Source organism: Pedobacter psychrodurus (assembly GCF_032678585.1).
Taxonomy (GTDB): Bacteria; Bacteroidota; Bacteroidia; order Sphingobacteriales; family Sphingobacteriaceae; genus Pedobacter; species Pedobacter psychrodurus_A.
In genome coordinates, this window is record NZ_JAVTSN010000013.1 from 1 (window position 1) to 15,387 (window position 15,387).

A 15,387-nucleotide genomic window follows, 5' to 3' on the forward strand; every position below is an offset into this window, starting at 1 on the left:
AAAAGATAAAACACCCCAGGAGCGGACTAAGGCACGGACAGAATTGGCAAAACCGATATGGGATAGCTTTGGAAAGTGGCTTGAGGGAAATGCTGGTCAGTTAAGTGAAAAAAGTGCTATTTACAAAGCTTTTGCTTACACCATGAAACGCTTTAAACGTCTTTCAGTTTATATGGAAGATGAAATGCTCAATATTGACAATAATCCCCTGGAGTCCAGTATCAGACCCATCGCATTAGGGAGGCGCAACTTTCTCTTCAGCGGATCTCATGACGGGGCACAAAGGAGCGCCATGCTATATTCGTTTATGGGAAGCTGTAAGTTGCATGGCATTAATCCTATGATCTGGCTGGAGGATGTGCTAATAAAGTTGTCCAATAACCCGACCCAGCCAATTCAGAAGTATTTACCACATAATTGGAAAAAATCTCAAATAGTGGAAACTGAAAATCAAACAGAGCTTGCTGTAAACATAGCTTAAACGACAAATATCGTAGTACTATAAATCCTAGATGTGCCGTATTGTTAGCTTACGATATAATGCGGAAAAAGTCAATAACCTTTTTGTGGAGGAGTTAAAAAAGTATACTATAGATCCGCTGTTGCATGAGGCGTATGGAATGATTTTGAAACAGGTTTATCAAGCTTTTTCAAGTGAAGATAATAGTGAATTATCCAATGTAAAAAAACAGTTGGAGGAGTTTAATAATAGAATTTCTAAGGCCAGGGACAAAATGCTCAATGATGTAATTCTTGATTTTGAGTACAGGAAAATCAAATCAGACTGTGAAAGAAATATCCTTATGCTTGAAAATAGACTCATCGATTTATCCAGAGGAAAAGAGAATATTGGCGAATTAATCGGAAAAGCGACTGGGTTGCTCAAAAACCTTCATGAAACATATATAGAGGCGGATTCTGAAGGAAAGAGGCGGTTAATTAGTTCGATCTATCCCCAAAAACTCACTTTTGACGGAACACAACATCGAACTGTTCGAATGAATGAGGCGGTACGCGCTCTAGGTACTTTAAAGGCCGTTTTTGAGGGCAAAAAAAAGGGGCAAACCAAACAAAAATTTGATTTGCCCACTATGGTAGGGTCAATCCGCGGAAGTTCGACCTTATTTGAGCATTGTGAAAGTATTGAGAATTTTGAAAAAGTATTAAAAAATAAAATCGAAGGGCAATATCGAAAAAAAAAACTTACATAATGTTTTTCCTAATGGAGCTGTTATCTGACCCCCCTGAACTAATTAATTTTAAAGAAAACTGATATTCAAATTTAAACAAGTATTAATGCATCCAATGGAAACCTAATAAGGCGCCAGCATTTCTAAATTTGTTTTTATCTATAAGATATCTGGAGGTATTTTTTATATTATATTTTTCTCAAATAAATATTTTAAAAATAGGGAACTCGTATGTGCAGCGAATCTTTTTGCAGTGTCATCCTTCGCGCTCATGTTGTCCATAACCGATTTGAAAATTATGGGTATAGTTTTACCGTTGTTAGCAAACTCACATGCCCTAGCAACACCATAACTTTCCATTTCAACGGCTGAAGTATTGCGATCTACAATTTTTATGTTATCCTCAAAGTATCCTCTTTTGTTGATAACCATAGAGCTGCAAGCCATTGGGGCTAGTATAATGTCTATTGATTTTGAAAATGAGCTTAGCTCATTATTGATCAATGCTTTTATTTCCTCTTTTTTACGCCTAATACCATCCTTCACTAAACTATGGATTTCGATTATACTATCATGTTGGACATCAAATTTTTCTACCGATATCCCAATTTGCCTTCCATTTGCATCATACAATTTATCATATTCGACTAATTTTCCCTCTGCGTCGTAAAGATCAACTGGCTTTTTATCGCCCTTTTCATCTTTCAACAAAATGTCCGACACCTTTCCTTTTTGAAACGTAAAAATTGTTTCAGCGACAACAATAGTTCCAAATGACAGGTCGCTTTTTCCTCCGCATACACCCGACATAAGCAAATATTTAGGCTTGAAAAACTCCAGCATCTGCGTAGCTATTATGGCGGAATCTACCATCCCGGTCGCTGATGGAATGGCCACAACGACTTTTTTAGATGGATTGCTTTTGAGATGACCTATGTGATATTCTTTTTTATCAGTTCTAATGATGTCTTTTTCGTCAAATTCGAATACCTTTTGGACTTCTTCAAACTCATCTTCATACAATGCGGTAATAATTCCGTAATCAATTTGTGGATAGTGCTGGCTCGGCCTGTCAATATGTACAGATTCAAGTTTTTTTCCACTTGAATCAAGATTAAGAAGTTCTGCCTTAGTTATCGTTTTAATTTCATCCAGCTTAATTTCTTTAATGAGCTCATTATATAATATAACTTTCTTAGAAATTTTGTATATATCATGAAGGCTTTTCATAATAGTTCCGCTTTCCCCCGAGGAAAGATAAATGGCTTCCGAAATATTATACTTTTCTATAATTCCTGAGTTTTTAAAGTCGAAGAATGTACTGAAGTCTGAGTATTTAACATGGCAGCAAACTACAATATTTACATCATCATCCAATGATTTTAATATCTTTTCAAACTCTTCCTCTGTATTAAATTGGATAACATTTTTGTAAAGCTTTCCATTTCCGAATTGTCTTTGTGTTTCTGGTAGATTATAGTTTAATGGATCGTCCCATATTAAAATCGTTACCTTGCTAATTTCCATGATTATATTTTCTTAAGTCGGATTTCCTGCACGAAGTGCAAGGATTTAGTTTTTTGATTGTTTTTATATTTGATTCTTTCCCCTGGAAACTCTTTGACACTATATAGAAGCACGAGGCCATTGCCTCCACCATGTTTAATATCGTTGTTGATTCTATTAGAAAAATTTAAAAATAAGTATTCGGGTGTTTCTGTGTAGGTTATATTTATTTTACTGGACTTATCTCTATGCCTTAAATTAATTATGATTTCGTTTAATACAATGTTTATCAAGATGAAAGGAGGCACATCGACATTGGTTTCTTTGACATTATTGTAGACAAACTCTACCTCATCAATTAAGTCCCTTGATATAAAAAGTTCGTTTATAACTTTCATAATATCGGAGGTGGATATTCTATTAAATGTCTGGAACATTTCAGATTCTGTCTCAAGAAACTTTCTCTTGAAACGCTCTAGTAGAAAGTTGATCGTTTTAAAGTCTGAATCCTGATTAGCGTAATTAATCAATTCGTTAAGTTGACCATGTATTTTTCTTAGCGAATGCCCCGTCTCACCCTCTATTTGATCTAACCTATCCATGTAAAACCCAGGGAATGTTTTTGCAAAAGAAAGTATCGGCGCAATAAAATTAGACAGCTTTAACCAGGTTTCAACAAAGTCATCCTTTACGGACTTATCAAAAGAATTACTTAGAACCTCAATGTCAACCATCATGATGTCATATTGCACTGTAATGGAGAATTTATGCATTATCGCATCTGTAAGTTTTCTGTAATTTTCATTGATAACTGCCAAAGAGGAACTATATCCAGTTGCAGCGGGCAGGGTCGAAAGGAATGAGCGAAAGATTTTGACCTCTTTTTCAAATTGTTCAGGAAATAACTTTTCCTGCAGTGAGATGTCAAGAAGATGAAGTATATCTCCAGTACTTTCATAAACAGGGCTGTTTTTAGTAACCGGAAAATAGGCAAGTAACTTATATAGAATATAATTGATACCGAAATCAACGTCAGAAATGAATGCTATGATTTGGCTAAACTTTTCGGTAACATTTAATTTTTCAATTAGCTGTTCACCTTTGAAGACAATGAAAAATAAGTGTAATATATCCTTTTTATCCCATTCATAAGTTAAATCTTTCTGAATATTAATTTTCTTCCCGTCCCTTTTAGGGTTGCCAAATATTAATGCATCAATAAACTCCTCGATTTTATCAACGATATCAGGCATGATCTGTTTCACCTTTGTGTATAGATATGGCTCATAAAGAAAAACACAGCACAATAACTCAATTTCTTTGTTTCTCTCTTCTTTTGAGCTACTCTCGTACTTCCTAATTATTTCATCAAAAAAAGAAAAACTTTCCTTGTAAAAACGATAGCCTATCACCTTGCCAATTTCTTCGCGAGCCTTTATAATTTCCTTCTTAGCAATTCGTCCCGGATTTTTCCTGATTTTGGGCAGGTATTTATAGTTCTTGAAAGAACTCTTATCCTGAGCGGTTATTGCTTTTGAAATTGTTTTTGCAATCGTCCTGATAGATTCCGGAGTATTCTGTAAATCAATCATCTCCTCAAGCCATTTTAATTCCAGAGAGGTTGGGTTGTCATCGATATAATATGTAGGTATATGCCAGTGACTTCCAAAATAAATAGATATTTTAACCCTTCTATCTGATTTTAACCTAACATGGGTCATACGGGAGAAAAATTCCCGTTTTTGATCATTGACCCTTCCAATAAGGCATAAAAGTACAATTTCCTTTATGTTGAATAAAGTCAACTCATCTACCATTTGGATAAGGGAGTCTCCTGAACAGCTACCGTCATCAAGGATTAATACGGTTTTATTTTCAGTTAAAGTACTGAAATGGTCAGTTGTATGTGGAAATCGCCAACCTTCCGGAGTGTTAAACCTCTCCAGTTCAAATACCTCAATGGAGTGATCCATCAATACTTGGTTTTTAAACATTTCAAGGTTGAGGCTGTTCATACCCGATTTCTTTGGGTAAAATACTTTCAGGTCCTTCGAGTTAATCTCGATTTTGTCAAAAAGCTTTTTAAATAGCTCAGGCTTTGCGCTTTCAATTATTGATTTAGTATCGAAAAAATATGGATGTATTACATTGTTAAATTTATAGTAGCCAATTTTAATCTGGTCATCAGTGATGTACCTTAAGAATTGTTCATTACTCATTAAAACCCTGTCGCTACTTGTATCGCGGATGCTGAGGGTCACCGGAAGGTTTGTAAAAGGATTAATTCTTGTTACCTTTTTCGAATGTAAGTAAGGTTGAATTTCTTTATGAGAGCGTCGATATTTTTGGATCCGCTTCGTATAAAGAGAAATGATCTTCATGCTTTTATCTGAGAGTATATCGCCTGTATTTTCAAAATCTTTATCAATTGTATCCACAATTACGGCGACACCCTTTAGTACAGCTCTCTTTTTTACCAATTCCTTTCGTACTTTATTTGTCAGAAAACCTGTAGCTATCGCATCGCAGACCAAAATAAACTCTTGACCGTCAGCTATAGTCTCAAAATTTTCATCATATGCGAAAGCATGATAATTGTCAAAAAATAAAACCCTTTGTTCGTTTATAAGTTTTTGGTTGATGAGTGACTGTAGTATTTTATGGCTGCTTGAGGTAATGCCGATATAATAAAATCCTTCCAAATCAATAAATTCCTGCGCCATTCTGCGAAATAGAATTTCTGAAATGAGATTGCAATCATTTTCCTTATTTAAAAGATTTATTAAATCAATAAATTCAAATTGATAGTAGTTGCCATTGCAAAGATATATGGAATCTTTGGTGGACTTCTCGAGGCATAAATTGTCCTCTAACAATTCTTTTACCGCATCTTGCTCTGATATTTCGTATTCATTACTAAAATAACTAATAAGCTCGTTTCGGTTAGGGAATATTGATTTTAGATTTCCAAACTTATCAAAGTAATTTAGGTGGCCAACAACATTATCCGGCTCGCTAAAATCCACATGGGCTAAACTAAAGTCCTCAAATAACAAATCATTAAGTTTTAGCCTGTCGGATTCCTCATATACTCCAAGCCATTGCAATTCCAGATTATCTTCATCGGGCTGGTAATAAATAAATGGCAAAGGATGTATAATATATTTTTTTATAACGCCTGACAGAGTCAATACCTCATTATTGATTTCTTCAAAGATTTCTCTGCTTGGTGGATTAATTACTATTACGTTGTTGTTCAGATTAATATCGTAATCAGTCAATAAATAAAAGATCACTTTCCTAGCTATTCTTTTATCAGTCTCGTACCCTTTGAAACTAAAATAAATAGTTCTGCTAACCCCATCATTAGCCATCTTCTTCATTAAAACTGACAAAAGTGTTTTATAAAGATCTTTTTTCGAACTTCTGATCCTGTTGATTATATGATAAATATGGAGATATGATTTTTTCTTTGCAGTATAGGAGTCAAATATTATCTCTGGCTTGATAACTGATATGTCCGGCTTCTTGGAAAGCGGTATAGCCGGTAAATAGATGCTGATGAGGGTGCCCGGGAAAAAAAGATTGCTCTTTCCAAAATGAGAGAACGCTGTTTCGAAGCTTTGGCCATTTGTAAAATCATAAAATATTTTTCCGTAATTACTCCTTGCAACTAATAATCCTTCATACCTGTGGACTATACTCAAAATATCGAATAGGCCTCTGGGAATAAGGCTGTTAATCTTATTCGTTTTAGTAGTTATAGGCTGTCTGGATGAATCGTGTTTGAAAGCATATTTAAGAACTGCAGACGATTTTTCAGTAGTAAATTGTTGATTTTCCCGTAATTCAAATTCGGATTTTAATGTTTCAACTATTCCATCTCCAAAATCAAGAAATGAATATTGAATATACGATAGGTTCTTAAACTCATTTTTAGTTTCATCGAAAAAGAAGTTTTTGAATTCCGGTATTGATTCATCCCTGAAGTTACTTTCAAGGATGTTTTGTATTTTTTGATGGGAATTTCTCTTAGGGTTTACCTTGGCTTTTAACGATAGACTCATAAAAGCCCAGTTGTCCCGAGCATTCAAAAAAGATGTGGTAAAATGATCTAGAAAATTTTCATAAAGCTCTTTACTTACAATTGCGCTTAGGGTATCATTTACAAATGGATGTTCGCAATTATGTTGGTAGATAATTTCGCTCGTTGCAGATGTAAGCTTGTAAAGTGATTTTAGTACATCTTCAATGTCTCTGTCACCATAGTTTTTAATTTTTTCTAAACTGATGAAAGGAGTGATGCCATACCGGTTGTAGATTTTGTCTGTAGGATTATTAATTTTGTGAATATTTTTCAATCGATCGATTGTTCCTCCGTCAAAGCCAAATATTTTGTAAAGTTTTTCTTGTGGCACGACATCCCAAATATGCCAGACATCCCAAATTTCCACCAACTGCTCAACAATTCTCTTGTCTATTTCCGTGATAGGAATTCCTTTTTTAAAGAAATGGATTTCAAGATTTATTGCTTTTTCGCTGAGGTACTTTATTAACGCCGTGAAAACCAACAGTTCTTGGTTTGAGATCCATTGAAGCTCTGTTAGGTCAAAAATATAAGAATCTGAATTTTTGTTTAGAACATCTTTATAAATTTTATCAATAAAAAAATCTAGGTCTTTCTCGGTGAATTTTTTGTCAAATTTATGGTGCATTAAGAGAGTTAGTTAGCCTCCTAATATAGCAATCTTTTAGAAATCTGTTACCTCATATTGGTAACATGTTTTTTTACGTAAATTGATCCTTGGCTTTTTACAATATAATTGTTGTATAGTGTGGTCTTAATTGCCATTAATGACAGATTAATCCTGAGAAAGAAAGAAAAGTGAATTCGGATGGCGTGCTGGAGATCAAAACAACCAATGAGCAAGTCAAATGGTTAAGATGCCATCTCAATGGGTTTTGGGTCGCTCGATGTTGGTTATGGGTTAGGCGCAATGCCAATTGCCTTTAACGGCTCGTATCTCTTAGCTCAGCAGAACTTTAGCCCTAATTTCAGTTGATTTTATTTCGATGCTGGAAGGAAGTTATTGTTTATTACTTATTTTCTAATGTACATCTATTTCAATACTTTAGTAATCTAAATATGTCCGCTCACAATGAACACAACCCAAAAGGGCGATCTGCTGGAGAATGAAGCCGCCATTTTAATAAGTAAACTGCTTAAAAGTGGGGATTTCTTCCTGCCAGGTAAACACAGTAAGCTCTACACGAAAAAAAAATATTTTTCCCAAACCCGGCAGGCGGATATCATCTTTGATATCTCCATCGAAACCACTATGCCTGGCGCTGATGATTATTCGCTTTTAACTTTAATCGAATGCAAGAATTATAGCAAAAAAGTTGGCGTAGAGCAGGTTGAAGCCTTTGAGTCTAAGGTAAGAAGTATTGGTGAACATAATACCAAAGCAATTTTTATATCCAATATGCCTCTACAGCCAGCAGCCTTGCAGACCGTTACCGCTAAACGCATAGGACTTATGCTGCTCAAACCAGGTCTGAGCTTTGAATGGATAAGATACCGGCGCAAGGGAATATTTGCGAATGAAGAAAATCTTGCCCAAAGTCTTTTTTGTGATGTCGCTGAACAGGACGTGCCCTTTTGTGCCATGTTAAAGGGAAACATCTTTTATACCCTTCCCGAGCTGCTCATTGAGGCCGGGGTAATGGACCGATACCACCATAGTGACCGCTTCATCGATGTCCCCTTTATTCAGGAAACCCGAATCACCGCTATCATCGACAGGTTATATAAGTATGAGATTACCAATGGCATGATGGTGGACTTTGATAAATTATGTAGTTTTTTAAGCGGATGGTATGGATTCAGTTTTGATTTTGATACACTCTTTTTAGACGGTAGCTTGGGAAAGATCCTTTTCGATCAAAAGACCATCCAGATTTCATCCGAATTGAAAGGGAATGTTTTTAAATGGCGCTTCACACTAGCCCACGAGATCGGCCACTTGATACTCCACCAAAAAATTCTTGAAGGGGTGCCGGTACAGTCAGAATCAGAGCAAACCGTTTCTGTTGGTGAAGAGTTCACTGTCGGACAGAATAAGAGGATAGAGTTCCAGGCCAATCTTTTTGCAGGGCGATTGCTCATGCCTGATGTGTTCTTGGAAAGAATCATCCTTAAATATTTCTTTGCCAACCAAATCCATCGGGCATATCTCCTGCAAGATCGACAGCCGGTCAATCAAAAACTCGTCGCAGGACTCATCAATCAGGTTAGCGAAACCTTTGGTGTATCGTTTGGCGTGGCGCGAATCCGCCTTTTACAAATGGATGTGATCAGGACAACATCGGATATCTCCATCCGTGGAATAGTAAAAAGAAATAATTTTTAATCCATTATAATCGCTTTGCTTTCAACTCATGAATAATTACATGAAGAAATGCTCCCTCTCGCTATTGTTCCTATCGCTGCTGCTGTTTTTTCGATTACCTGCTTCAAACTTACTGGCATTATCGTTACATCTAGTGCAGAGTTCCTCAAATTTTTTCACAACCCGCAATGCCTATTTCAATTGCTCAACAAGGCATCGATAGTTTTTGACTTTTTTAGGTTATTAATTCTTTTGCTGGCATCTAAAATTATGGATGTTAAATTGCATAACCTAAATGCTTGCACCTTAGCTAGTTTTAATCAAAAAAGATACGAGTAAAATAGTGACAGCCTTACAATAGTATTAATTTAAATTGAGCTTGACCACTAGGGTCATTCCAATTTTACCAACACTTTTTTCAATCATTTAATGCTCGCCTTTTCCAAATCCCAACCGATAAATAGGTATGGGGTATTTTAGATCAGTAAAGTTTTGCTATCTTTCGTACTGATGACCAAAAGTTAACTTTAAGATATGGCGTACGATGACCTGCCCCAAGTAGATCCGCCCTCGGAGCATGATGATGAGGCAAAAAACCGATTTACTGCTGTCTTCAGCCAAAAGTCAGGGTTTATACCCAGAGAACAATCTCCAGACAAAGGGAATGATTATCTGGTTGAACTTATAGAAGAGCGCTCGGCTAAAAACAATCATTTCTGCGTGCAGCTAAAAAGTGTTGAAAGCCCTTCAATAATAAAGGAGGGAACGATCATTTCTTTCCAATGGTTAACCTCGAGATTGGGTTATGTGATGAGAAATGTTCCTATTTACGGCATTCTCGTTATTTACGATGTATCTTCAGAAAAACTATACTATGAATACATAGATAAAATTTATGAAAAGCTCCTCGAGAGGGAAACGGATAAATGAAAGGAAAAAATCCATGTTAATGTGCATGTCCCAATAGCCAATATATTAGATAGAAAAGCGGCAACTGATATTCATTCTAATTATTTAAAGCGTTTTACAAACCTGGGTAAAATGGCTTCAGAACATGGTGTAAACTATGATTTGCCTGCGGTCAAAATGGGCTTGGTGAGTGAATTTAACTTGAACAATACTGCTGATATAGTCAATATATTGGAAAGGTTAGGACTAAATGTCATAGAAGTAAATGATATTCCGCTTATACATGACCTTATTACCAAGCTGCCAAACAGTGAGATAGTGAAACACAAATCACTTTGTATTTTAGCAGGTATCGCATTTAACGAGGTAGGAAAAATAGCTGATTCAGCGTTTTATGTACAAAGGGTACAAAAACGCTTCGAGTTAAATGCCAGTGAGCAACATACCTTAAAATTCATTAAACTTAAAAATGATTATAGCTTGGGTGTTGTTGGGCATGCAGAGTTTATTTCAGAATCAAGGGATTTGCTCAGTCAGACTGACGACAAATTTAATCAAATCACGTTAAGGCTTAATATCTTAAACTTCGAGCTGATGCAGATTAAGCCCTTTATGGATGTTCCTGAAAAGTTGGCTTCCGAGATTGGTAATCTTGCTGAGCTAATTCAGAAGTTGGAAGAAAACTCAAAAAAATACCACTTAAAGCTTTGGAACCTCGAAAACCTTGCTTTATTCATGAGCACAGTTAGGGTGAATAGCTTTAATGAAATGACCATCCTGGAACGATTTGGAAGAAGTTTGACTTTACCTGAACGCCTTGTTATGGCGCAGCGGTTAGCTGCGATGCAAAGCCTGTTTACCAAAGAGCTGCATTCGGTGGATGAATTTGCTAAATCCAATGATAACAAACTGCTACAGGCCTATGCAATTCTTGCTCATGCCAGGCATAAGCTTAGTTTCGAAATTGATCTAATATCCTTTTCAAAAGATCCGGGAGATCTTGAGGAGAGAGAAAAGTTGCTGGCATTTGATATGAATCTTACCCAGCATGGTGTTGCCGTATTTATTGATAATAATTTGCTTAGTTCAGCATACACACTCATGTGTTTGGCTTCCGAAATTCATGTTATCACTACAGAGTGGTTTGGCTTAAAAAGTCCTATCTTGACAGATCATCTGAAGGAAGGCTTAAGGTATCTGGAAGGAGAGCTTGAATTATCTCCATTCATTTCAAGAGCTGAGAGGCTTATAAAGAAAAAACTAGCGGAATGTGATGTAAAGGAAGACCTTTATGGGTGTCACGGGATGAGAGCCCTTTCCAAACTCGATCGACAGCAGATGGAAAATGTAATCAGAATAGTATTGTTTTCGGGAAAATTTCCAAACGGAAAGAAGGAGCACATGTTAAATGAAATGGAAAGTTTCAAGCTGTTTTACCAAAGGTGCACCGATCCTGATATTTATCCGTTGGTTAGTCAGCTTCCCATTAATCTTATCTACGCTGTTGAATCAAGATACCAATTGCGCAATATGAGAACGGGTATTCAATCTCTAAACAGCAACGACATGGACGCTCTTTTGAATACATGGCGTTTCTGATGCCTAGCTGTCAACTTCAATCTATTGTAATTGCTAAAGATCCTCGTTAAGTAGTAATTATCGAAAGTTTCATCATTCATTAGATAGTAAATGAAGCAATTCCACCAAAAAGATAAATGTTTACTTTTTGCCTTGATATCAATTTAGTAAACTGAAACGTTACACTGCCTGCTGTAGCTGGGCCTTTAGAATGTCTTAAGCTTTTCATTTCGCTGCGGAATTCATTGGTTGGTGGCACCGAAATCTCTAGTCAGGTCACCTAATTAATACTTGTAGATCCATAAAGAGTGAAAAAGGAAATTTTTAGCCCGAATAGATACGAATTGGATGCATATGCTGAAAACAATGATCACAATGTTCTCGATAAGCGCGGGTTCTTTTTTGGTCTTCCACGCTAAGCTAACTATTGCAAATAATCTGTATTTTTGTTTGAATAGCTAAAAAGATGAGAGAAAGGATACTGGTTGAAAACTTCGGCCCAATAAAACATATTGATCTTGAGATCAAACAAATCAATATTTTTATTGGAAAAACTTCTAGCGGGAAAAGTACGGTCGCCAAACTCTTGGCCATATTCCAAAGTAGCGCGTTACAATATCTGGCTAACTGGAACCCCAAAGCTAGTGAAGAACCCAATAATTCCCTTAAAGAATTCAGGAAAATGCTGAATTTCTATAATATTGATTTCAAAGTCAACTCTAATACCTACATCAGGTATGAGCGTGGTGAATTATATTGTGAGTTTAGGGCGAATATATTTGAAAGTACCTTTAGCCCATATTCAATTATTCCCGTAATTAACCCGGTATACATTCCAGCTGAGCGTTCTTTTTTTTCGGCACTTTCCCAATCAATCTTTAGCTTAATAACCAATGATATCGCCTTGCCAAAAGCCTTAACTGAATTTGGAAGTAAATTTGAAATTGCCAGGCGCGACAGCAAATCCCTCTCAGTTAATTTTCTAGACATTACCTACAGATTTATAGATGGAAATGATGTAATAGAAATGAACAATGGTGAATCAATCAAACTTAGCCAGGCATCCAGCGGTATTCAATCTACCATACCATTGATGCAAGTCTTAGAGTCGTATACAGAAGACACCGATAATGTAAACAAAGAATCCGGTTATGATCTGTTTGTGATTGAAGAACCCGAGATCAACCTTTATCCCTCTGCTCAGAAGTCTTTACTGGAATATATTATACAGCGAATTGCACGCTCGAAAGATAGGCTTATTATTACCACCCACAGTCCTTATATTTTGACATCGCTGGACAATCTCGTTCAGGCCAATAATGTTGCCAAAGAGTTGAAAAACTCAACCGAATTGTCCACTATTGTAAATGAAGAATTGTGGACCGATTTCAATGAGGTCACCTGCAATTTTTTTGAAAGCGGTTCCGCCCGGTCTACTCTGGATGAAGAGTTGCGCTCATTAGGCCCCTCTAACATCGATAACGTATCGGAGGAGCTAGGCACGACGTTCGAGCAATTACTCAATATGAGATACGAAAGGAAATAGATGAGCTGCGAATCAATAAAACAAGCCCTTGATCCGTTAGGGGTCCATGATAATTGCTTTAGCAATTCCACTGTGGCAGAGGAAAACAAGCGGAAATTTGTGATTCACAAGCCAGCTAATATTCCCATCTGTAAAGTTCAAGTGGACGGCTGCTTGATCACTACACAACTTATTAGAAAATGTGATTATCTCTTTGAGGTTGCTACCGATCCGAAAGAATACTTATTGGTGGAACTAAAAGGCAGCGATCTCAATGGCGCAGTTGAACAATTAATCTCTACCTACGAACAACTGGCGCCAAAACTAAATGCCCAAGCAGAACAATTCAAGGCATTTGTCGTGTCCAGTGTCGTGCCGAAATCGAACAATGCATTTAGATCCCATCAGCAGCGCTTGATGAAAAATAAGAAAATACACCTCCAACGGGCAAGTATCCAGCACCATCTAACCTATAAATAAATCTGACAAACCAGACTATCAATATTAAGCGTTGGGGAGTTTCTGAAAAAAAACGGCAATTTTCAATTGGAAAATTGCCGTTTTTTCAAAATTTGAAGTTGTGATTTATTCAATGCACCAGTTTAGCTCGTGACCAAAGCCGCCTCGGGTGCAACCAGTTCTGCCAGCTTCGCTGCAATCTCGACCATCGTCTCCTCCGCGGTGCTCAAACCGCTTCTAGAGCCTAGTAATGGACTCACTTCACGGAGCGCCTCATAATCAGTATTGTGCACAATAGGCACTAGTAAATCCCTGGCTAGTAGTGCAGAAAGCTCCTTGTCCGCTATACCCTCGTTAGCAAGCCTTTTCAATAAGGCGGGGGTAACCAGCACGATCCCAACCCTTGACTTTACTAATCCCTTATCAATCTCACGGAGCAAAGGCGAACCTAACAGTACGTCCTTTTCACTAAACCATACCGAGACTCCTTTTGACTCCAATAAGTCATGCAACTCCTTCGCGGCGCCCTGACGGTCGTCCCAGGCATGACAAAGAAACACATCCCTTAAATCGGGCAAAGCCGACCGCCTTTCGATATTTTCTCTTACAGGTATGAGTGATCGAACCTCGGCAGGCGTGTAATATACAGGAGAGCTCGCCTTGGACCATCGCGGTTTCGTGTTTTTCCCACCTGTGCCACCGCTACTGCGCCCCGAGGAGGGAGATGAATACGAAGAATAGCTCGGCGAATAAGATGAAAAAGCACTATAACTGCTGTAGCGTCCCCTTCCGCCGCAGGCTGGGCAGGCATCCGCACCACTAGAAGTACGGTGCCCATGTACTGGTGCTGTGCATCTTGCCATTACTTATGCTCCTTTCTAACGCCCTTGAAAGGCGTTCCATCTTGTTTAACATCCATGAAACGTCCAGTTTCACTATCTCTCTTTACCCACTGCTCCGTAGTGGGATTTAAGGTTTGTGAGCGGTCTCTTACCGCTCCATGCCGGCGACTGTCGCCGGACTTTCCATTTGTAGCCATCCGTTTATTTTTTTTTCTTGGTGCTTTTAAACCACCATTTACACGCTATTACCTGCATAAGCCGAACTATAGCATGCTCGCTGAAAATCAGCAAATGTTTATTAAAACGCATTTTTTTTATACAGAACCGCAGGTGCGAGAAACCTTCAGTGACACCGGGAAGAGAAGTATTTTACGGTTTCCCGTAATATTTTTTTGATTAAGAAATAAATTGCTTTATTTCGCGTTCAAATTATAGATTCACTTCGTTCTATCTTCCAGGTTCAAACGATAAAATTTCAGGCGCTAGGTGTTGACCGCACCTAGCGCTTAGTTTTCGATCGTTTTCATTTGTTATCTTAACACATCATACTTTTACTAAATATATTATAAAATTTACTATTTTGGTTAGTTGGTCTTTTTGCTATTTACAGACAATTGACCAAATTTAAATACTACAATCATCCCCCCCTCAATGCGCCCGCACTGTTTTTGTTGGTGAGACGGTGACTGATTAGTTTTATAAAGCCCACTTTTATTAATTTATTCCTTAACTATTTGACTACAAATTTTCTGAGTCGTGTGTAATCTACGTACCTACCTCTTGTGCTGCCAAAGACCAATCACGCTCTTTTGGTTAGAGTTGTTTTGCTTAAAATGTGAGTCAGGCTTCCCTTATATCTTTATGAAAAGCATGTGCATAATAGTTCCACTGGGAAATAGATGCCAACTATTTCTATCAAGGAAAAGTTAGCATTTTATGCTTTGGGAAAATGAACTGTGTTAATTGCGTAAAATTAATTGGAGCAA

Annotated in this window: 11 protein-coding genes; 7 read left to right on the top strand and 4 right to left on the bottom strand. The window is 37.2% G+C overall.

What is annotated here, in order from left to right; all coding sequences use genetic code 11:
- The coding region (locus tag R2S57_RS10365) for an IS66 family transposase (RefSeq protein WP_316844977.1) at window positions 1–481 on the top strand (481 nt) is incomplete at its 5' end.
- A 31-nt stretch (window positions 482–512) separates the two neighbouring features.
- Complete coding sequence (locus R2S57_RS10370) at window positions 513–1,211, top strand: hypothetical protein (protein WP_316844978.1); 699 nt, start codon at window positions 513–515, stop codon at window positions 1,209–1,211.
- Window positions 1,212–1,373: 162 nt separating this feature from the next.
- Here the strand turns inward: R2S57_RS10370 and R2S57_RS10375 are convergent, their stop codons facing one another.
- Both R2S57_RS10375 and R2S57_RS10380 read right to left on the bottom strand, forming a co-directional pair.
- On the bottom strand, window positions 1,374–2,717 hold the full coding sequence (locus R2S57_RS10375) for a hypothetical protein (RefSeq protein WP_316844979.1): 1,344 nt from the start codon (window positions 2,715–2,717) through the stop codon (window positions 1,374–1,376).
- Window positions 2,718–2,719: 2 nt separating this feature from the next.
- Window positions 2,720–7,411: a hypothetical protein gene (locus tag R2S57_RS10380; protein ID WP_316844980.1), complete on the bottom strand. Its 4,692-nt coding sequence runs from the start codon at window positions 7,409–7,411 to the stop codon at window positions 2,720–2,722.
- A 444-nt stretch (window positions 7,412–7,855) separates the two neighbouring features.
- Between R2S57_RS10380 and R2S57_RS10385 the strand changes: the two genes are divergently transcribed.
- From R2S57_RS10385 to R2S57_RS10405, 5 genes are all read left to right on the top strand, one after another.
- Window positions 7,856–9,109 (top strand): ImmA/IrrE family metallo-endopeptidase, encoded by a 1,254-nt coding sequence (locus tag R2S57_RS10385; RefSeq protein WP_316844981.1) that lies wholly within the window; start codon window positions 7,856–7,858, stop codon window positions 9,107–9,109.
- Between the two features lie 513 nt (window positions 9,110–9,622).
- The gene (locus tag R2S57_RS10390; RefSeq protein WP_316844982.1) at window positions 9,623–10,018 is read left to right on the top strand and encodes a DUF4365 domain-containing protein; all 396 of its coding nucleotides are present in this window, start codon (window positions 9,623–9,625) and stop codon (window positions 10,016–10,018) included.
- 111 nt (window positions 10,019–10,129) lie between these two features.
- On the top strand, window positions 10,130–11,596 hold the full coding sequence (locus tag R2S57_RS10395; RefSeq protein WP_316844983.1) for a hypothetical protein: 1,467 nt from the start codon (window positions 10,130–10,132) through the stop codon (window positions 11,594–11,596).
- A gap of 445 nt (window positions 11,597–12,041) precedes the next feature.
- Window positions 12,042–13,121: an AAA family ATPase gene (locus R2S57_RS10400; RefSeq protein WP_316844984.1), complete on the top strand. Its 1,080-nt coding sequence runs from the start codon at window positions 12,042–12,044 to the stop codon at window positions 13,119–13,121.
- A 72-nt stretch (window positions 13,122–13,193) separates the two neighbouring features.
- Complete coding sequence (locus tag R2S57_RS10405) at window positions 13,194–13,580, top strand: hypothetical protein (RefSeq protein WP_316844985.1); 387 nt, start codon at window positions 13,194–13,196, stop codon at window positions 13,578–13,580.
- Window positions 13,581–13,702: 122 nt separating this feature from the next.
- On the opposite strand, the gene R2S57_RS10410 is transcribed toward R2S57_RS10405, so the two are convergent.
- Together R2S57_RS10410 and R2S57_RS10415 are read right to left on the bottom strand one after the other, a co-directional pair.
- On the bottom strand, window positions 13,703–14,422 hold the full coding sequence (locus R2S57_RS10410) for a toll/interleukin-1 receptor domain-containing protein (protein ID WP_316844986.1): 720 nt from the start codon (window positions 14,420–14,422) through the stop codon (window positions 13,703–13,705).
- Entirely contained in the window at window positions 14,422–14,598 is a 177-nt protein-coding gene (locus tag R2S57_RS10415) for a hypothetical protein (RefSeq protein ID WP_316844987.1), read from the bottom strand. The genes R2S57_RS10410 and R2S57_RS10415 overlap by 1 nt, the downstream gene beginning before the upstream one ends.
- Between the last annotated feature and the right edge of the window lie 789 nt (window positions 14,599–15,387).

Coding starts and splice junctions, on each gene's coding strand:
- R2S57_RS10400 (WP_316844984.1), top strand. CDS start 12,042: ATGAGAGAAAGGATACTGGTTGAAAACTTCGGCCCAATAAAACATATT.
- R2S57_RS10380 (WP_316844980.1), bottom strand. CDS start 7,411: ATGCACCATAAATTTGACAAAAAATTCACCGAGAAAGACCTAGATTTT.
- R2S57_RS10395 (WP_316844983.1), top strand. CDS start 10,130: ATGGCTTCAGAACATGGTGTAAACTATGATTTGCCTGCGGTCAAAATG.
- R2S57_RS10385 (WP_316844981.1), top strand. CDS start 7,856: ATGAACACAACCCAAAAGGGCGATCTGCTGGAGAATGAAGCCGCCATT.
- R2S57_RS10410 (WP_316844986.1), bottom strand. CDS start 14,422: ATGGCAAGATGCACAGCACCAGTACATGGGCACCGTACTTCTAGTGGT.
- R2S57_RS10390 (WP_316844982.1), top strand. CDS start 9,623: ATGGCGTACGATGACCTGCCCCAAGTAGATCCGCCCTCGGAGCATGAT.
- R2S57_RS10375 (WP_316844979.1), bottom strand. CDS start 2,717: ATGGAAATTAGCAAGGTAACGATTTTAATATGGGACGATCCATTAAAC.
- R2S57_RS10370 (WP_316844978.1), top strand. CDS start 513: ATGTGCCGTATTGTTAGCTTACGATATAATGCGGAAAAAGTCAATAAC.
- R2S57_RS10415 (WP_316844987.1), bottom strand. CDS start 14,598: ATGGCTACAAATGGAAAGTCCGGCGACAGTCGCCGGCATGGAGCGGTA.